This is a genomic window from Streptomyces sp. NPDC048442, from assembly GCF_040651475.1.
Lineage (GTDB): Bacteria > Actinomycetota > Actinomycetes > Streptomycetales > Streptomycetaceae > Streptomyces.
Genome location: NZ_JBEZKB010000056.1, coordinates 1 through 18651, shown reverse-complemented (window position 1 = coordinate 18651; position 18651 = coordinate 1). Strand labels below are relative to the sequence as shown.

Below are 18651 nucleotides of genomic sequence, written 5' to 3'. Positions count from 1 at the left end.
ACGCGGCGGAAGACGCACCGCGCTCCGCGCGGTGATCCGGCGGCTTCGCCGCACGAATCCGGGCCACTCCGTGGCCCTGGCCGTCGACTTCGTCGTCGGCGGGCTCGGATCGCTCCGCGATCCGGCCGACGGCCCCTGCTCCGCAGTGGCCTTGAGCTGGATACGGGACCGGGTTTGTTCGGTGTGCCGGCTGACGGTAAGTCAGGGGTTGAGTTCTGCAAAGTGTCCGGCCTGTGCGTGCCTGGGAGTGGGGAGTTGGGGTGGGCTGTCACCCTGCTGCGGAGGTTTTGAAGTCTCGCCGCAGTAAGGGCGAGCCCCTCGTGACGGCTTCTTCCACGTATATGCGTCAAATTTCTAAGGCGGGTAGGCTCTGGGATAAGTAGCCACTTCCGGGGTGAGTGTCTGCGAAAAAATCCGGTTAGTAGCTTGTAAAGTATCCAGATAAAGCAACCCTTGATATTCGGGGCACCGCCATAACCAAATTGCGCGCAGCCGGAACAGCATCTGGTAATTCCGTGGATGCAGATTTTGAGAGAGGCTGGTCGTGTCGGGGGTATCGCTGTTCCTGTATCAGAAAGGAGGTGGGGGGCGCCGTGTTGTGGGTGCCCCAGGTACCTGCCGACGGGTCGCTGCCGCCGGAGGGGTTGCGGACGCAGGTGAGTGCGGCCACCCCGACCGGCAAGACCCCTATCGCCACTGTCATCGCCCAACAGCTATGCGCACGCGGGGAGTTGGTGCTGTCCCCTCGCTTGACCTGCTGATTCAGAACCGCGAAGGCATGACAGTCTGCGGACCGTACGGCGGCGATGGCCGCGGCGTGTTCGCTCCGGGCCGCACCGCCCGAGGACGTGCCCAGTACCACCGGCTCCCCCGAGTTGCCGGGGCAGGAGTGTGAGGCCCGGTCATCGTGGACGAGACGCACCGTACGAACGGGGACGGCGTGAACGGAACGGCATGAACCGTGGGCTGCCATACACAACCACGGCACATGCCAGCCGTGCGCCGACCGTACACAACCACACCACCCCGGGCGAGGGAAACCACCTTGAATACGCAGCGGGCGGAAAGAACAACTGGACGGCGGGCCATGACCCCAGATGTTGGACACACGAGACACTGGATCCTGAGGATCTGAGAACGGACATCTCGTGGTCATGAAGAACTACCCGCCGGACTTCAAGGCGGACGCGGTCGCGCATTACAAGTCGCGGCCGGAACGACGATCAGGTCGGTCGCCGCCAATCTGGGGATCAACCCGGAGACCCTGCGGAACTGGGTGAGGGCAGCCGGGACCGGGCCACCTGCCGGTCGTGGTCCGCGCTGCCGTCACCGGTGAGGACCTTGACCGCCACCAGTCGGTCGACCTTCGGGTCGTGTGCCCGCCAGACCTGTCCGAACCCGCCCGCGCCGACTGGTTCGATCAGCCGGTAGCGGCCGTCCAGCACGGTCCCTGCCTGCACGACTCCCCCTTCGGTGCGCGACGCGACGCACGGTGTACCAGACGTGTACCCGTAACGCTACGCCGGGATAACCACCAGTAACAGGGGGATCTGATCTATCAGTTGACTCAGGCCGTGGTCCGCAGTGCAGCCGACTCCGGGACGATGTTCGTCGTCCCGGACTCCCTGGCCGCGCGCTCCTGCCGTGCCTGGCGCAGCGCGACCGCACGGGACACCTCAGCTTGGCGGCGGCGCTCAGAACGGGTGGCATCGAACGGGGTCGGCGCGTCGTCCGGAACCGGGTCGGCGCGTCGTCCGGAACGGCGACGTCGGGCTCGGGGAACGCGCGGCGGGACAGCTCCCGCATCGCGGCAGTCTGCCGTTGCACCGCCTCTGCGATGGCCGAGTCCACCCTGGACGGCCGGGCGACCTGGCGGTGCGCCTCGATTGCGCGGCGGTAGCCGTCAGGCGGGGCTGGCCGCTGCATGGGCACTACGGGCGGGGCGGCCCGCGGGACAGGGTCAGCGGCTGCCGTGGCGGGGCCGGCCTTCACGGGCGCGGGCACCAGGACGTGAACGGTGCGGACGTTCGCACCGGACGCCTTCTCGTTGGCCGCCGTGACCAGCTTCGGTGCTTTCAAGCGCAGCTGCGTGCCGTATGCCGGAGCGTCGGGGGCGACGTCCAGGCCGCCGGTGTCCGCGTCGAACTTCACGGCCTGAACGTGCCCGGCGAGCTCGGGCGCGGCCGCGGCGAGGATGTCGTCGAACTGGGCTCGGACGCTGCCGCCGGCGGCCGGGGCGACCCTGCCGCACTCGGTCATCATCATGCCGATCGCCGCACCGAGCCCGAGCGGCTCACGGCCGTCACGCCGTACGACGGTGCGCCGCTTCGCCTTCTTCGTCTGGGCGCCGCCGTTCCTCTTCGCCGCTTCACGGGCCGCGGCCAGGCCTTGGCGCGCGAGGTCGACCCCGCTCGGCTCGGTACTCACGCGATCACCGCCCCGGCCGTACCGCCGTCCAGCGGGCGCGCGGCGAGCTCCGGCAGCCGGTCCGCCTACGGCGCGGCCGCAGCCGTCTCGGTGCGGGCGGCGGCCTGCTCGCGCAGCTGCTCCAGCCCCCGTCGCCAGCAGGTACCCGGCCACGCGCTCCCGGGCCGTGTCGGCGGCCTTCTCCGCAGCCGCGACAGGCGTCCGCGCCGATCGGGTGGTACTGGAACCAGGGACGGCCCTGCTTGGCCCTGTACTCCTGCCGGGCCTCGGCTTCGGCCTCCTTCGTCCGGCCCAGCATCGCCAGCGCGCTGTCCTGGAACTCCTGGACGGCCTGCTGCGCGTTCTGGTACGCGGGTGAACGCGTACGCGTCCCTCGCTGCCTCCGGGTTGGCCTCCAGGACAGCCGACCTCGCCGGGCTCGGCATCCCACGCGCGAGGGGGCCGAGGGTCAGGCGGTGAGCACGCCGCGGTTGTAGCGGCAGGTCCACGCTACGGCGCCCATGACGACCGCGGTGATGGCGGACGTCATCGCCACGGAGCCCGTACCGGCGAAGAGGCCGCCGAACCCGGCCACACCCAGGGCTGCGCCCACCGCGAGGCTGGTCTCCTGCAGGGCTCCGGCGCGCGCGACATCCTTGGGCGCGACGCTTCCCAGCAGGTATACGTCGCCCGCCGCGAACGCAATTCCCACGCCCAGACCGATCAGGAAGCCGGCCAGCCACAGGTTGGCAAGGGCGGCCAGCGCAAGGCCAAGTGCGCACAGGGCCATGCTGATCTGAAAGACCTGCACTGGAGTGAAGCGCGCGCGCAATTTGCCGAGCGCGAACCCGCCGAGCGAGACCCACAGAGCCAGCATCGAGACCGGCAGGAGGGCTGTGAGCGAATCGGCCTTCGCGCTGAAGAGGAAGACGGATCCGGTGTAGCAGCCCGAGGCGAAGGTGAACGCGAACGCACAGACGCCCACACGGGAGAAGCTGAGCATGCGGACATCGACGAGCGGATCTTGCGAGCGGCCTTGCCGCATGCAGAAGACGGTCAGGATGACGCATCCGGCAGCGGTCGCCAGCAGGCGCAGCGTCATCCCGCCGTGGCTCTGCAGTCCGCCCACGAACAGGCCGAAGCCGAGGAGGGCCAGGATCGAGGAGGTGACATCGAATTTCGTCGATGCCGCATGTCCCAGACTCATGCCGCGCAGCAGCAGCCACACCAGCGAACCGCACAGGAGGGCCAGTACGGCTGGCAGCCAGAACAGCAGGGTGTAGACGCCGGCATCGACAAACGCCCGGCCGACGAGGGGTCCAGATCCGGCGCCGATGCTGAACGAAAGGATCCACAGGGTGTAGCCCAGGGCGCGCTCCGAGGTGTGTGGCAGGCTGCCGACGGCCGAGGCGACGCTGGAGATGATCAGGGCATATCCGAAGCCCTGCACGAATCGCGCCACTGTCCATGCCGCAGGGGAATCCAGCAGTGCGGGGCTGGCGCCTGCGATGGCGAACACGAGAAGTCCGATCGCCAATGTTGCGCCGGGGCCGATGCGTGCGCCCAGTCGGGAGCCGAGGACGACACTCGCGGCGAGCGCGATCGAATATCCGTCGATGAACCACAGGCGCCAAGAATCGGTTAGTACGTGCAGGTCATAGGCGTTGGCGTTGAACAGCGTCGAGTCCACGCCACCGAGGAACACCGGGATGAAGAGCAGCGGGAAGAGGATCTTCTTGGGGACGGTGGGCCGTGTAGGGGCGAGGGCAGTCATGAGATCTCCGAGTCGACCTGGAACCATGTAAGGCGGTTCTAGCACGCCCGCAGGTTGTGCCGCAACCGGGTAAGGTGGTTCCTCCTCCACTATGCGCGGTGTGTTGCATGCCCAGAGTGAACCGCCTATGGTGGTTCTATGATTGCCGCATATTTCCCTGAGTTCCGGCCCGGCAAGGTGCTGGCGACCAGCTTCACGGCGACTCTGACGGAGCGTTGCGGCGAGAGGCTGGAGCGCATTCCCGTGCCGTCCCGGCTGATGGACTGGCTGGCGGGCAACGGACTCATGGTGGACTCCTGCACCGAGTCCCAGCTGGACCACGCTCGAGAACTGCGGGAATCCATTCACGCGGCCGCCACCGCCGTCGCGAGCCAGGAGCCGCTTCTTCCCGCGGCCGTCCGCGTCATCAATGCCTGCAGTACGCACGGCGTGGCCTCGCCGATCCTCACCTCCGCGGGCGGCCACGACTGGCAGCTGGGATCCGCCACTGTGGAGGACGCGCTCAGCGTGATTGCCGCCGACGCGGTCAGTATCGTCTCGGGAGAGCGAGAAGGTCGGATGGCCCTGTGCGCCTCACCGACGTGCCGAGCCGCATTCTTCGACACCAGCCGATCCCGCACTCGCAGATGGTGCGACATGAACACCTGCGGAAACCGAGAGAAGAAGGCACGCTTTCTCGCCAACAAGCGCCCACGCTCGAGTCCTGTCGGCTGACCACCAGCCCTGACGAACACACACCCCGCCCACCTCGCCCGCCGCATCCGGCCGACGCACGCTGAGGGAAGAACAGGGGAACAAAACGGGAACGTCGTGCTGCAAGATGACATTCATGAGCGCGGCCGTACTGAGAAGTTCGCAGTCCAAACTGCTCCTGGTGATGCCGAGCCACCAACTCGTGCGGAAAGGGACCGAGTTAGGCTTCCGCATCTGGTCACTATGGGACCCGTCGCAGCTTGAGGCCGATCTCGCGCCACGCGTGGAGGAGGCCTCTGAAGAGCTCCTGCTCACCGATTTCTCCGATGGGACCCGACTGCGCGAGGCCATCTCGCGGACTGTGCGCCGTCATGGCATCGACGCCGTGCTGCACGGTGGACACGGCAACCCCGGCGCGTCAGTGGTCCGGGAGTCATGGCAGTTAGGTCTGTCCTTGAATCCGCCGGCGGTGTACCGGCACCTTCAGTCCCTCGAGGGTGACAGACGGGAACCCGCATCGACTCCCCGAGTGAGCGTCGAGACACTGACCGTGAATGGGAGCCACCATGTCCTCGGAATGACGGCTCAACGCACCACGGGCGCCCCGCATTTCCACGTGACGGGCTACCTCCATCCGGCGCCGTTGACCGACTACGAGTGCAGGACCATCGAGGCGATAGTCGAGGAACGCCTCACGGCGAGCGGGTACCGCTCTGGCCCGGCCCACACACAGGTGGCGTTGCTGCCCCCCGGGCCGCGCATCATGTCCTGCCGCGCGCACCTGGGTGCCGACCGCATCCCCCTGCTTCTCGAGATCGCCCGCGGGTTCGACCTGGAGTCAGCGCTTTTCACGGGGCTGATGGGCTGGCGCCCGGTCGTGGCGGAGGCGTATCAGTACGCAGAGATCGGCTTTTTTCTGCTGCCGGAAGGACGGTTGGAGACCGCCACCGGCATGGAAGAGATCGCCGTGACGCCATGGGTACGCGGCGCCCGATTCTCATACACCGTCGGCGACCTGGTCGCTCACATCAGCGATCCACGAGCCCGGCGGGCCTATGTGGTCGTCGAGGGGGACACACCGGAGGTCACTCGCGAGCGGATCGTCAGGGCTCGGAGTGATCTGGTCGCCAGCATCAGGTAGGTCAGGCGAGGAAGAGCACCACCCAGCCGTGTTCCCTGGCCGGTCAGGAAGGCGCGCGAACAGGTTGTGCCCTGAAGGTCACTGTCCCAGGCTCCGCGAGAGTGATCTAATTTCTCAGCAGTTGCGCTTGTCGTATCACCGCCGACGAGGGAAGGCAGGGTGCGAGCCTTGACTGCAGATGACGCTCAGGCTGACGAGAGCACTCCACCCGAGTTCGCCGTACTGGGGTCCCTGGAAGTCCGCTCCGACGGCGAACTCCTGACCCTCAACGGTGCATTGCAGCAACGCATCCTCGTGACACTGCTCCTGGAGGCCGGGCGCGTTGTGCCCGTCTCTCGCCTGGTAGAAGCCGCATGGCAGGAAACACTACCGGACAGCGCCGAGCACCAGGTGCGCAAGACGGTGGCTAAGCTGCGCGGCCGCATTCCGCAGGGCCGCCGCGTCATCGTCACCGACGGGGCAGGGTACCGAGCAGTCCTCGGCAGTGAGCAACTCGACCTGCTGCGCTTCCGGAAGCTGTTGAGTCAGGCCAGGCAAGCGCGAGAGGAAGGGGAGAAGGAGCGGGCGGCTAGGCGGTTCCGAGAGGCGCTGGTGCTGTGGCGAGGGCCAGTGCTTGCCGGATCCGGTGGTCGGGTGGTCGACGCTGCATCGACTGCGCTGGAGGAACAGCGGCTCACCGCCGCCGAGGAGCTCTACGCTCTGCACCTCGACGCGGGTGAGGCCGCCGAGATCACGGGCGAACTGCGTGCCCTAGTCGACGAGCATCCGCTGCGCGAGACCCTGCGTAGCCGGCTCATGCTCGCCCTTTATCACTCCGGCCAACAGGCCGCCGCGCTGGACGAGTTCACCCGTGCCAGGCAGCAGCTCGCGGACGAGTTGGGCATCGACCCCGGCATAGAGCTGGTTGAGCTCCACGCACGCATTCTGTGCCAGGACCCGTCGCTCTCCCGCCCAGAGCGCGCCGCGGCCACCGCTGCCTTGCACGACGAAACCGAGGCCCCGCATGCACTGCCGTTCGACGTGCCCGACTTCTCCGGCCGCGACTCCGAGCTTGAGTCAATCAGCCGAACGGCCCGCAACGCTATGCCGGGCAAGCCGACAGTCTTAGCTCTGGACGGCATGGGCGGCGGCGGTAAGACGGCCCTCGCTGTCCGAGCCGCTCACTATCTGGCGGAGCAGTATCCGCACGGCAATCTCTTCATCGACCTGCACGGCTTCACGCCGGGCCAGACACCTCTCAGCCCGTTCCAGGCACAGGGCGACCTACTCGCAGCCGCAGGCATCCCCAGCGAAGAGATTCCTACAGTACCGGCCGGACGTGCCGCGCGGTGGCAGCCCTATATGCGGGGCCGTCAGATGCTTCTCATCCTGGACAACGTAGTCGGGTCCGAGCAGGTGCGGGAGTTGATTCCTGCCTCCAGTAACAGCCTGGTCCTGATCACCAGCCGCCCGCGACTGACTCGCCTTGACGGCACGGAGTGGCTCTCCGTGGGTGCCTTGCCGGAACCGGACAGCCACCAGATCTTGCGCAGCACGCTCGGTGCCGACCGCGTCGAGAGGGAACCAGAGCCGGCCCGTGAGCTGCTGCGGCTTTGTGGAGGACTTCCGCTCGCTGTCAGGATTGCGGCCGCCCGGCTGGCGAACCGTCCGTCCTGGACTGTCCAGCGACTCGTCGAACGGCTGCGGGACCACAATCGACGCCTTGACGAACTCACCAGCGAGGGCCGGGGCGTCGCAGGTGCGCTGCAGCTCTCATATCAATCCATGCCGCTCGAGCAGCGAGCCGCGTTCCGGCTTCTGGGCCACCACCCCGGACGCTATCTGGACGTCGACGAGGCCGCCGCGCTACTGGACACGGATGCCCTGACGGCCGAGAACGTACTGGAAGAACTCGTAGACATCCGGCTCCTGGAGGCCCGGGAGCCAGGGGTATACGCCCTGCACGACCTGGTGCGCAGCTTCGTCCAGCGGGTCGCGCAAGGCGAGCTGGCCCCCGAGAGCGGCCGGGCGACGGAGCGACTGCTCGACCACTACCTGCACACGGCGGAACTCGCCTGCGACACGCTGTTTCCCGGGCGACGCCGCGTCGAGGGAACCGATGAGGACGGCATCTCCCGCAACAGGTTTGACCGCAAGAGCAACGCGCTGCAGTGGCTCGACCAACACCGCGACAGTCTGCTGGCGGCGGTGGATGCCGCGTACGACGAGGGGCTGTTGTGGCACGCCGCGCGGCTACCGCGTGAGCTGGGATTCCACTCCAGCATTCGCGGCTACGACGCCAGTGCCAACGAAGCCCTGGAGAAGGGTGTTACTGCGTCCACGCGGCTCGGGGACCAGTCGTTAACCCGACTGAACCTGATGAACCTGGCCATGGGCAAATGGCGGCTTGGGCAGTTGAGCGGCGCGGTCGCCCACCTCGAGGAAGCGGTCGACCTGTCCCGGCAGATGGAGGACCGGCACAGCGAGGCGGAGTGCCGGGCCCGCCTCGGACAGGCGTACAACAGCATGGGGAAGCTGGACCGTGCACTGCAGTTGAGCCAGGAAGCCAGCGAGCGAGCGCAGGAGCTCGGGTTCCCGCGACTCGACGGTTCGTCGCTCAGCATGCTGAGCCTGATTCAAGTACGGCTCGGGAGATTCGAGGAGGCGGTGAAGTCGGCGGAGCGGGCGGTGACCATCTTCGACTCGATACAGGAGGTTCAGCTCTCCGTGTCTGCGCTCCAATATCTCTCCCAGGCGATCGAAGGCCTGGGCCGTTTCGAGGAGGCCCTCGCTCAGAGCGACACAGCACTGGAGCGGTGTCAGTACTTGAACATGCACTCGGAATTGCCCCTCGTGCTCGCTCGCAGAGCCGACATCCTAGTGCGCATGGGCGAGCTGGAGGAGGCAGCAAACAGCTCCGACCATGCGCTCACCAAGGCCACCAGCAGTACGCACGACATTTCCCGGGCCGCCGTGCACCTCTCAGCTGGGCGCGTGCGGTACGCCCAAGGGGGCCTGGACATGGCGAAGGATCAGCAGTTGCTGGCCCATGAGATCGCTTGCCGTATGGAGTTGCGCTATGACGAGGCGTGCGCGCTCTGGGGCCTAGCCAAAACTACAGAGGCCCAGGGGGACGCGCAGCTTGCCCGGCAGCACCGCGCCGCGGCGGACAGCCTCTTCGCTCTCATGAAGGTGCCGGAAACAGCACGGTGAGCCGGGCGCGTCGGGTGGTGGTGCCTTGGGGATCGGCTGGGTGTCTGGAGGGGAACGATCGGGTAAGAGCGATCGGCAGCATCGGTGGTGCCGAAGAGCACCGCCCTCAAGGGAGTTCACTGATGCGCATCGCCTCGATCGTCGCCGCCTTCCTCGTTCTCGGAGCACTTGGCGGGGGCGTCACCAGTGTCACCGCCGCGCCGGAAACCGTTCACCACCGTGCCGTCGCCTCCGCGCCCTCGATGAGTGCGCTTTTCGCGCCGGAGGACAACCACGGAAACGGCTGAGTCTGCGGGACGTAACCACCGGGCCTCGTGATCCGGGAAGGCATACTGCTGCCGATTTGACCGGCTGTCCGCCGACATCCCGGACGTCCCCGCGAACGCCCGCGCCACGGCATCGTCATCTCAATTCTCACCGACCCGAACTGGGACAAACGCAGCGTGTCTCGCCCGCCTGACTCTCATCCGCCCACGATCCGACCGTCTTCCCAGCGTTCTCGTCCTGCACCGCGCACCAGCTTGAGGTTGGAAAAGCTCGACAGTTCAAGAGAGGGAATCGCATGTTCGATGTTTTGGGAATGGACGCCACGGCCGAGGTGGTCTACCGCGATATGCTGGCGCATCCACATGGCGGCGTTGCCGATCTGATATACCGCCTCCAACTGACTGAGCAGGCGGTACTCGAGGCACTCGACACTCTCAGCGAACTGACTCTGGTGCGGCATTCCTCGGAAGACCACCAGAGTTTCCACGCGGTTGACCCGTATCTGGCGGCAGAGATTCTTCTCGCAAGGCAACGAGCCGAGCTCGCCGCGCAGCAGCAACGCGTACAGCAGGCCCAGGCTGCCGCCATGCAACTCAAATCGGAGTTCACTCAGGGCAAGGACGAGGTGCATAGCCTCCAGGGAGTCGAGTGCGTCCGCGACTACTTGGCATCTCTGTACGCCGAGGTCGACCACGAGCTGTTGACCTTCGCCCCGGGGGGGGCTCAGGCGCCAGCCAATGTGTGCAGCTCGCGACCGCTCGTCGAGGACCTCCTGGAGCGCGGCGTGCAGCTGCGCACTGTGTATGTGGACAGTGCCCGCAACGACCCTGCCACGGTGGCGCACGCGAAATACCTGACTGCGCTCGGCGGGCGCATGCGGACCGTCCCCTCGCTTCCGAACCGCGTGATTATCTGTGACCGCAGGATCGCCGTCGTGGCTGCTGACTGCGATGACACTGCCGCCGGCGCGGTGGTCCTGCAGACGGCGGGAGTGGTCTCGTCCTTGCACGCCTTGTTCGAGAGCGTCTGGCAGTCCGCCCGACCGCTAAGCGAGACCGTCCCACCTGCCAGTGCGCAGCATCTGAGCCAGCAGGAGGCAGAAGTCCTGCGGCTGCTGTCCCTGGGGCACACCGACGATTCTGTCGCGGCGCGGCTGGGCGTGTCCGCACGCACGGCGCGCCGTATCGCCACGAAACTCATGCACCATCTCGGCGCGCGAAGCCGCTTCCAGGCCGGCGCGCACGCGGTCGCGAGGGGCCTCGTCCGGCCTTGACGGGCCCTTGCAGTCGCTGGTCGGCAGGCAGTTGAGGGGCTGGGATATACGACACTTCGAATAGGACAGTTACCTCATGTACCTCGTCCATCTCGCCGTTGCCTCTCCAGGCGATATCCCCGTGCCTGCGGAAATCAAACAGCTGCTCGCAGCCAGCGCGCCCGACGTACTCGAACACGTCAGCGTGCATCCCCGGGAACGGCCCCATCCGGTCATCGGTCTTTTCCTCCGCGTCACCTCCCTGAACGAGGCCGAGACGACTGCGGAGTTGATCTGGGAACACGCTGTCGCCGCGTCTCCTCGGCTTGCTGGATGGCGCCTGCGCCGCGCTGAAGTGCCGCTTGTCCCCTATGACATGTCATGAGCTCGGATGGGCTGCGAGATATCGGGCCCGATAGGCCTAAGTAGGGCAGGACCGACTCAGGCCACTCAATCCCTCTTCCTTCAACACGCCGAAGCTCGCAGAATCATGACCCCTGCGGAAATAATCAGTGAGAGAGGCGAGCGATGGACGACCGCATACACATTCCGAATAGCTCACTCGTGGAGCTGCGAACTGTATCTCGTCGACTCAACGACGGCGGATGGCAGTGAAGGGGATGTATACCTCTGAAGCCCGCATCCAGGGGAAAGAAGTCTCGGCGATCGCCGAAGAGTTCGGCACCCCGCTGTTCGTCTACGACGCGGATACCCTGAAAAGTACGTATCACGGACTACGGGACACGCTCCCGAAAAGCGCCGATGTCTTCTACTCGCTCAAGGCCAACCCGAACGTCAGCATCTGTGCACTGCTGAACTCGTTGGGTGCCGGAGCCGAGGTTTCCTCTCATGCTGAACTGGTCACCGCCCTGCGCGCCGGAGTCGCGCCCGAGGACATCATCTTCCTCGGCCCCGGCAAGGACGCACGTGAACTTACTGCCTGTGTCGAAGCCGGCATCCATGCCATCGTCTGCGAATCTTTTGACGAACTCGACTTGCTGGACTCGCTGTTGGCGACGGCTGGTCGTGACACGTTCCCAGTCCTCCTACGGGTGAACCCTGCCTTCGGTAGCAAAGGATCAGGACTGGCCATGGGAGGCAAGCCCCGGCAGTTCGGTATCGACGAAGTCGAACTGCGCGAGTCCAAGCACCGACTTTCTGCTCTACGTCACATCCGAGTGAAGGGCGTGCACGCCTACATGGGGACCCGGTTCCTCAACCACGACGACGTCGTCCGCAACACTCGACAGATCCTCGCCACTGCGGAAGACCTGGCAGGACGGCTTGGCTTCCCCCTGGAAACTGTGGACTTCGGCGGCGGGCTCGGCGTCGCCTATTTCGACAACGAGGAGGACCTGGACCTCGCCGCGCTGGGGACCGGTCTGGCGGACGTGCTCTCCTCCTTCTCCGCGCACAACCCGCACTGCCGAATGATCATGGAGCTGGGACGGTTCCTCACGGCTGCGGCTGGCACCTATGTCGTCCGGGCCCGCTATGTGAAGGACTCCATGGGGGAGACCTTTGTGGTTGCCGATGGCGGCACCAACCACCACATGGCCGCCGTCGGTGTCGGGAGCTTCGTCAAGCGCAACTTCCCGATCCGGCATCTGGGAGGCCGGTCCGTCGAAGCGCTGCGGCCTTACACCGTGACCGGGCCGCTGTGCACGCCCAACGACGTCATCGCCAAGAAGGTGCGGCTGCCGGAAGTGCAGCCGGGGGACCTGCTCGCTGTGGAGCGGTCCGGAGCCTACGGGCCCACCGCCTCTCCCGGACTCTTCCTCAGCCACGGCTTCCCGGCCGAGGTGCTGGTGCACGACGGGCGGGCCCATCTGGTCCGGGAACGCGACAGTACGGAGGACCTGCTGTCCAAGCAGCACCTCGTCGACTTCCGCCCACCAGCCGCATGACCGTCGCAGAGCGCCGGACTGTCCGCGTCGGGGTGGACGTCATCGGCTGCGCGGAACTTCGCCGGCTGGTCGAGCGCCCCTGGTTCCTGCGTTTCGGGTTCGCCCCGGAGGAACTGGCCCACGCCGAGACTCTCGGCGCCCACCGACGCCTGGAGTTCCTTACGGGCCGATTCGCCGCCAAAGAGGCCGTCGTCAAGGTCCTAGGAGTGGGCTTCCTGCGTGGAGTGGCGCCGCGGGAGATTTGCGTCGATCACTCCGCGGACGGCGCCCCCGTCGTCCACTTCCGAGGGCAGGCCGCCCATGTGCCCCCGTCCTGCGTGTCGGTGTCCATCACGCACAAACAGAATGTCGTCGCCGCAGTCGCCATCGGCTTTCCTCTGGCTGCCGGAGAGGCAGTCGAGAACGGACAAACGACATCACCGCCATCGAAGGAGTCTGACGCCGTGTCGCCGCCGATTATCCGTACGACCACCACCACCCAGGACACCGTCCGTGAGGAACAGACCCCGGAGACCACAGCTTTCCTCCGCGTACGCATCGGTCAGGAGGAGGCCCATTATGGGGGTGACCTGGTCGACGGTGCCCGCATCTTACGGCTGTTCGGTGACCTGGTCACCGAGATCACCATCCGCACGGATGGCGACGAGGGGCTGCTGTCCCAGTACAGCGATCTCCGTTTCACCGCACCCGTGAAGCCGGGCGACTACATCGAGGCACGCGGGCGGCTGGTACGCCGGACCAGGCTGCGCCGAGTGGTCGAACTCCAGGCGCACAAGGTCCTCAGCGCCCGCCCGACTGCGGGCACGAGCGCTGCTGAGGTGTTCGACACGCCCCAGCTCGTGTGCGCCGCCACCGCCACCACTGTCGTCCCCTATCGCAGGACGGACACGGCGAGCACCCCCGTCCCCCTTCCCGAGGAGACCTGATGGCCCGAACAGCGCAGCAGTTGCACGAACTCCTGGAGGCTGCCGCTGAGCGCAGCCCCCGGTCCGCCGCACTGAGCTCCGGGAACCGCAGCCTGACCTACCAGGAACTCGCCGCTGCCAGCGCCAGGGCAGCCGCTTTCCTGCAACGCGAAGGAGTGGGGCGCGGCGACCGGATCGTGGTCACCGCGGCCGATGGGATCGGCATCGCCGTGCTGGTCTACGCTGTCTCCCGCCTGGGCGCCGTCTTCAGCGTCCTCCACGAACAGGTACGCGGCGGACCTCTGGAGCATGTGCTGCAGGACTGCGCCCCCAAGTTCCTTCTCTCCGACGACCCGGACGCGGGACGGACCGCCGCCGCGCACGGAGTGCCCTTCCTCGAGCTCGACAAGCTCGTCCGAACTGTTCTCGACGCGGACACCGACGGGTCACTCACCTCAATGGGCCAGGGCGCTGTGGCCGTAGACCCCATCAGCATGATCTACACCTCGGGCACCACCTCGCTGCCCAAGGCCGTGGTCAGTACCCATCAGCAGGTACTCTTCGCCGTCTCCGCGATTCAGGAGTGCCTGAGGTATCGCGGCAGCGACGTCGTGTACTGTCCCCTGCCACTCTCTTTCGACTACGGCCTCTATCAGCTCTACCTCGCGGCCGTGAGCGGAGCCCGACTGCACTTGGGCACCGTCGCCGACGCCGGCCCCCCGCTGCTGCGCAGCCTGGAGAGCGCCGGGGCGACTGTGCTACCCGCCGTGCCCTCCATCGCGGACCGGCTCGCCTGGCTTCTGCGCCGCAGCCGCGGAGGAGCGAGCCGGCTGAGGCTGCTCACCAACACCGGTGCGGCCCTGTCCGAGGCAACCATGTCCGCGCTGCGCGCCGCGCTTCCTCAGCTGCAGATCCAGGTCATGTACGGACTCACCGAGTGCAAGCGCACGGCGATCATGCCGCCGGACGGGGACCTCGTCCGGCCGGGATCCTGCGGACTGCCGCTGCCAGGCACCGAGGTCTTCGTCATCGACGACGACGGGAACCGATTGCCTCCCGGGGAGGTCGGCCAGTTCGTCGTACGAGGCCCGAACGTGATGGCCGGCTACTGGAGGCGCCCTGAGCTGACCGCCGAGCGTTTCCCGCGAGCTCAGGGGCTGTTCCCCGAGCTGCGCACCGGTGACTACGGCAGGCAGGACGAAGAGGGGTACCTCTACTTCACCGGCCGCCGGGATGACCTGTACAAGGAGCGGGGATTCCGGCTCAGCGCCACCGAGGTCGAAGCCGCCGCGGCCCGCGTCGACGGAGTGTCCTCCGCCGCCGTCCTGCCGCCCGAGGGCACGCGGACCGCACTCCTCGCGGTAGTCGCCGACATCACTGCGGACGAGGTGCGCGAGGGCATGCGCGACCACATCGAGCCCTTCAAGATCCCACGGCGCTGCGTCCGTCTCGAGGCCCTGCCCACCAACGGCAACGGCAAGGTCGACCGCAAGAAGCTGGCCGTCCTGATTGAACGGGCCCCGGTCGGCTCGGTCATCACCTAAGCCCTGCAGGCCCGCCTCACCTACTGACCATCCCTCTCACAGCAGCCTCTCACCAGACGTAAGGACATGATCATGGACCGCCAGAACGTTGTCACCGCCCTGGAGAATGCCCTCACGGAGGTCCTGGAGCGCCCCGTCACCGGCCTCACCGGCGATGTGAAGCTCTTCGATGACCTGCACTTGGACTCCACCACCATGCTCGAGATGCTGATGAACCTGGAGGACTCCATCGGCCTGACCGTCGACCCGGAGGAGCTGGACGCGGACGACTTCATCTCGGTGGACACCTTCACCGACTTCGTGCTCGCCGCACGGCTCGCGCAGGTGACGGCATGACGCTCACCCAGCCCGACCTAAGCATCTTCACGACGCTGGAGTCGGAGGTACGAAGCTACTGCCGCGACTGGCCCACCGTGTTCGAGCAGGCGCAGGGCAGCCGGATGTACGACGAGGATGGTCACGAGTACCTGGACTTCTTCGTCGGCGCCGGATCTCTCAACTACGGACACAACAATCCTGTGCTGAAGCGTGCCCTGCTCGACTACCTGGAGCGCGACGGCGTCACTCACGGCCTGGACATGGCGACCACGGCCAAGCGCGCATTTCTGGAGTCCTTCCAGAACATGATCCTGCGGCCGCGGGACCTGCCCTACAAAGTGATGTTCCCTGGTCCGACGGGCACCAACGCTGTCGAAGCCGCTCTCAAGCTGGCGCGGAAGGTAAAGCAGCGCGAGACGGTCGTCTCCTTCACCAACGCCTTCCACGGCATGTCTCTCGGCTCCCTCGCGGTGACCGGCAACGCCTTCAAGCGGGCGGGGGCCGGCGTCCCGCTCGTGCACGCCACTCCCATGCCCTTCGACCGGTACATGGACGAGACGGCTGCCGACTTCCAGTGGTTCGAACGGTTGCTCAGCGATCAGGGATCCGGCCTCGATCAGCCGGCCGCGGTGATCGTGGAGACAGTCCAGGGCGAGGGCGGCATCAACGTGGCTCGCCCACAGTGGCTGCGCGCCCTCGCCCGCCTGTGCCAGGAGCATGACATGCTCCTGATCGTCGACGACATCCAGATGGGCTGCGGCCGCACCGGAGCGTTCTTCTCCTTCGAGGAGGCCGGCATCGCCCCGGACATCGTCACCCTCTCCAAGTCCATCAGCGGGTACGGACTGCCCATGGCCCTGTGCCTGTTCCGACCGGAACTGGACGTCTGGGAGCCGGGCGAGCACAACGGCACCTTCCGCGGCCACAACCCCGCGTTCGTCACAGCGGCCGCCGCCCTCCACTCCTACTGGTCCGACGACAAGCTGGAGCGGCAGACTCTGGCTCACGCCCAGCTCATCGATGCCGCACTGCGCGACACGGTCACGCAGCACAGCGGATCCGCGTACCGGGGCCGCGGGATGGCCTGGGGCCTGGAGCTCTCCGATCCCGAGCATGCCAGCCGCGCCGCACGCCGAGCCTTCGAACTTGGGCTGCTGGTTGAGACATCGGGAGCGCGCGGCCAGGTCGTCAAGTTGCTGCCACCGCTGACCATCACCCCCGACGAACTCGACCGAGGACTGCGCATCGCGCAGCGCGCCGTCCACGAAACGGCCTGACCGCACCCGATCCCGTCGACAGAGAAGGAATACATCCATGACGATCACCACAACCGTCGCGCCCGCAACCGGCGCGGACCAGGGCGCCGTCCCGAGCAAGCAGGTGGTCTTCCGTGCACCAGTGCCTAAGGACGGCCCGGTCGTGTGGAAACTGGTCGAGAACACTCCCGGCCTGGATTCCAACAGCGTCTACTACTACACGCTCTGGTTCCGGGATTTCGCCGACGGTTCACTGGTGGCGACCGTGGACGACGAACTCGTCGGCTTCCTCACCGGCTACCGCCGCCCCGAGGAGCCCGAGACCTACTTCGTCTGGCAGACGGCCGTCAATCCGCGCCACGGTATCCCCTTTCTCGGGGTGAAGCTGTTCCAGGCCGCAGCCGACCAGCAGGTGGCCGAGGGCGCCCGGTACGTCGAGGCCACAGTCTCCGCCGAGAACAAAGCGATCATCATGGTCCTCAAGCAGTTCGCCAAGAAGCACTCGGCCCGCATCGAGACGCGCGTGCTGTTTCCCAGCAGCCTCCTCGCCGATAGTCACCACGACGAAGTCCTGTACCGCATCGGCCCGTTGGCCTCCGCATGATCCCGTGTACTCGACGATTGGGGGTAGATTGCCATGACACAGCGAGCCGAAGCTCCGTACATCGACATCAGTGACCGAAACTTCCGCATGGACTCAGAGGAGATGCGGAAGGCCCGGGCCGTGCATTGGTACGCACGAACCGACTGGGGCATGGCCATCCTCTCCTACGACGACAACAGCATCCTCCTGAAGGATCCCCGCCTGACCCAGGGGTCGGCCAAGTGGCCATCACACCACGGCGTGACCGACGGGATCTTCAGCAGTTGGTGGAAGAAGACTCTGCTCGTCCTGGAGGGCATCGAGCACAACAGGATCCGACGTCTGGTCAACCCTGCCTTCTCACCGCGTCGGATCGATCCGCTGCGTCCCCGGTTCCGAGCCCTGGCGGACAGCCTGATCGACGAGTGGATCGGGGCAGGGCAGACCGAATTCTCAAGTCGCTTCGCCGCACCGTACTCCACCAGGATCCTATGCATGATCCTGGGCATCGACGAGGGCGACTGGAAGACAATGCACCGACTCGCGTCCATCATCGGTCTCAGCATCGGTGTCGCCATCCGGGAGAACATTGCGCACATCGATGCAGCTGTCGTCGAGATCACTGAGTACGCGAAGTTCCTGGTCCGGCGCAGGCGAGAAGTGCCTCAGGACGACATTCTGAGCACTCTGGTGGAGACTCGAGACGAGGATGACGGCAGACTCTCGGATGAGGAACTGGTCAATCTCATCATTCTGCTCATCTTCGCGGGGATAGACACGACCCAGAACCAACTGACGCTTGCTGTGGAGTCGTTCGCGAAGCAGCCGGATCAGTGGGAGAAGCTGGCGGAAGATACTGACCGTTACTCCGCCAGGGCGGCCGAGGAAGTGCTGCGCATCAATCCAGTGGGCCGATGGGTTTCCCGCGAGGCGGCGGAGACTTTCGAGCACAAGGGCCACATGATCGAGAAGGGAACTACAGTTCACATGTTCACCCTCTCGTCGGGCACCGATCCCGCCGAGTTCGGCAACCCGGACCTGATCGACCTCGACGCCGAGCGTTCACCGCACTTCACATTTGGCGGCGGCATACATCACTGTCTGGGGCATTTCGTCGCCAGGGCAGACGTCAATGTGGCTCTCGCCGCCTTGGCCGCACGCTTGACCGACCTGCACGTGGGCGACGATGCCCAGTGGCTGCCCGACTCCGGAAACACTGGCGCGTCGAAGCTGCCGATCACTTTCCACTCGCGTTCCTGAATAGCCGGGTGAATCTCACGAAATCTGCCCTTCGCACGAGCGGGGCGGCCGTTAACGGCCAGAGACCCCCGCCGCCCTCAAGGAACTGGCCCCGCTCCGCGAAGACCCCGTTGGCTCTGCCGACGGGGCTGGGGCCCCAGAAGGTACCGCGCA

Annotated in this window: 15 protein-coding genes; 13 read left to right on the top strand and 2 right to left on the bottom strand. The window is 66.3% G+C overall.

Going from position 1 to position 18651, the window contains the following annotated elements; all coding sequences use genetic code 11:
* Positions 1–1250 precede the first annotated feature (1250 nt).
* Both AB0D18_RS40575 and AB0D18_RS40570 read right to left on the bottom strand, forming a co-directional pair.
* Positions 1251–1460, bottom strand: a complete 210-nt coding sequence (locus AB0D18_RS40575; protein ID WP_362430738.1) for a hypothetical protein — start codon at positions 1458–1460, stop codon at positions 1251–1253.
* Positions 1461–2875: 1415 nt separating this feature from the next.
* Positions 2876–4180, bottom strand: a complete 1305-nt coding sequence (locus AB0D18_RS40570) for an MFS transporter (RefSeq protein ID WP_362430737.1) — start codon at positions 4178–4180, stop codon at positions 2876–2878.
* A gap of 141 nt (positions 4181–4321) precedes the next feature.
* Between AB0D18_RS40570 and AB0D18_RS40565 the strand changes: the two genes are divergently transcribed.
* From AB0D18_RS40565 to AB0D18_RS40505, 13 genes are all read left to right on the top strand, one after another.
* Entirely contained in the window at positions 4322–4894 is a 573-nt protein-coding gene (locus AB0D18_RS40565; RefSeq protein WP_362430739.1) for a CGNR zinc finger domain-containing protein, read from the top strand.
* Positions 4895–5009: 115 nt separating this feature from the next.
* On the top strand, positions 5010–6014 hold the full coding sequence (locus AB0D18_RS40560; protein ID WP_362430736.1) for a phosphoribosylglycinamide synthetase: 1005 nt from the start codon (positions 5010–5012) through the stop codon (positions 6012–6014).
* 168 nt (positions 6015–6182) lie between these two features.
* A complete protein-coding gene (locus tag AB0D18_RS40555) occupies positions 6183–9206 on the top strand; it encodes a BTAD domain-containing putative transcriptional regulator (protein ID WP_362430735.1) in 3024 nt (1007 codons plus the stop codon).
* Positions 9207–9328: 122 nt separating this feature from the next.
* On the top strand, positions 9329–9493 hold the full coding sequence (locus tag AB0D18_RS40550) for a hypothetical protein (RefSeq protein ID WP_362430734.1): 165 nt from the start codon (positions 9329–9331) through the stop codon (positions 9491–9493).
* 275 nt (positions 9494–9768) lie between these two features.
* On the top strand, positions 9769–10746 hold the full coding sequence (locus AB0D18_RS40545; RefSeq protein WP_362430733.1) for a helix-turn-helix transcriptional regulator: 978 nt from the start codon (positions 9769–9771) through the stop codon (positions 10744–10746).
* 76 nt (positions 10747–10822) lie between these two features.
* Positions 10823–11110 carry a hypothetical protein gene (locus tag AB0D18_RS40540; RefSeq protein ID WP_362430732.1) on the top strand — a complete coding sequence of 96 codons (288 nt, stop codon included), beginning with the start codon at positions 10823–10825 and terminating at the stop codon, positions 11108–11110.
* Between the two features lie 220 nt (positions 11111–11330).
* A complete protein-coding gene (locus AB0D18_RS40535) occupies positions 11331–12632 on the top strand; it encodes a type III PLP-dependent enzyme (protein ID WP_362430731.1) in 1302 nt (433 codons plus the stop codon).
* A complete protein-coding gene (locus AB0D18_RS40530; protein WP_362430730.1) occupies positions 12629–13558 on the top strand; it encodes a holo-ACP synthase in 930 nt (309 codons plus the stop codon). The genes AB0D18_RS40535 and AB0D18_RS40530 overlap by 4 nt, the downstream gene beginning before the upstream one ends.
* Positions 13558–15081: a class I adenylate-forming enzyme family protein gene (locus AB0D18_RS40525; protein ID WP_362430729.1), complete on the top strand. Its 1524-nt coding sequence runs from the start codon at positions 13558–13560 to the stop codon at positions 15079–15081. The genes AB0D18_RS40530 and AB0D18_RS40525 overlap by 1 nt, the downstream gene beginning before the upstream one ends.
* Positions 15082–15153: 72 nt before the next feature.
* Positions 15154–15417 carry a phosphopantetheine-binding protein gene (locus AB0D18_RS40520; protein WP_362430728.1) on the top strand — a complete coding sequence of 88 codons (264 nt, stop codon included), beginning with the start codon at positions 15154–15156 and terminating at the stop codon, positions 15415–15417.
* A complete protein-coding gene (gene ectB, locus AB0D18_RS40515; RefSeq protein ID WP_362430727.1) occupies positions 15414–16676 on the top strand; it encodes a diaminobutyrate--2-oxoglutarate transaminase in 1263 nt (420 codons plus the stop codon). The genes AB0D18_RS40520 and ectB overlap by 4 nt, the downstream gene beginning before the upstream one ends.
* Before the next feature lie 37 nt (positions 16677–16713).
* Positions 16714–17259, top strand: a complete 546-nt coding sequence (gene ectA / locus AB0D18_RS40510) for a diaminobutyrate acetyltransferase (RefSeq protein ID WP_362430726.1) — start codon at positions 16714–16716, stop codon at positions 17257–17259.
* A gap of 150 nt (positions 17260–17409) precedes the next feature.
* A complete protein-coding gene (locus tag AB0D18_RS40505) occupies positions 17410–18498 on the top strand; it encodes a cytochrome P450 (RefSeq protein WP_362430725.1) in 1089 nt (362 codons plus the stop codon).
* Positions 18499–18651: the final 153 nt, after the last annotated feature.

Coding starts and splice junctions, on each gene's coding strand:
- AB0D18_RS40570 (WP_362430737.1), bottom strand. CDS start 4,180: ATGACTGCCCTCGCCCCTACACGGCCCACCGTCCCCAAGAAGATCCTC.
- AB0D18_RS40560 (WP_362430736.1), top strand. CDS start 5,010: ATGAGCGCGGCCGTACTGAGAAGTTCGCAGTCCAAACTGCTCCTGGTG.
- AB0D18_RS40550 (WP_362430734.1), top strand. CDS start 9,329: ATGCGCATCGCCTCGATCGTCGCCGCCTTCCTCGTTCTCGGAGCACTT.
- AB0D18_RS40545 (WP_362430733.1), top strand. CDS start 9,769: ATGTTCGATGTTTTGGGAATGGACGCCACGGCCGAGGTGGTCTACCGC.
- AB0D18_RS40540 (WP_362430732.1), top strand. CDS start 10,823: ATGTACCTCGTCCATCTCGCCGTTGCCTCTCCAGGCGATATCCCCGTG.
- AB0D18_RS40535 (WP_362430731.1), top strand. CDS start 11,331: ATGGCAGTGAAGGGGATGTATACCTCTGAAGCCCGCATCCAGGGGAAA.
- AB0D18_RS40530 (WP_362430730.1), top strand. CDS start 12,629: ATGACCGTCGCAGAGCGCCGGACTGTCCGCGTCGGGGTGGACGTCATC.
- AB0D18_RS40525 (WP_362430729.1), top strand. CDS start 13,558: ATGGCCCGAACAGCGCAGCAGTTGCACGAACTCCTGGAGGCTGCCGCT.
- AB0D18_RS40520 (WP_362430728.1), top strand. CDS start 15,154: ATGGACCGCCAGAACGTTGTCACCGCCCTGGAGAATGCCCTCACGGAG.
- ectB (WP_362430727.1), top strand. CDS start 15,414: ATGACGCTCACCCAGCCCGACCTAAGCATCTTCACGACGCTGGAGTCG.
- ectA (WP_362430726.1), top strand. CDS start 16,714: ATGACGATCACCACAACCGTCGCGCCCGCAACCGGCGCGGACCAGGGC.
- AB0D18_RS40505 (WP_362430725.1), top strand. CDS start 17,410: ATGGCCATCCTCTCCTACGACGACAACAGCATCCTCCTGAAGGATCCC.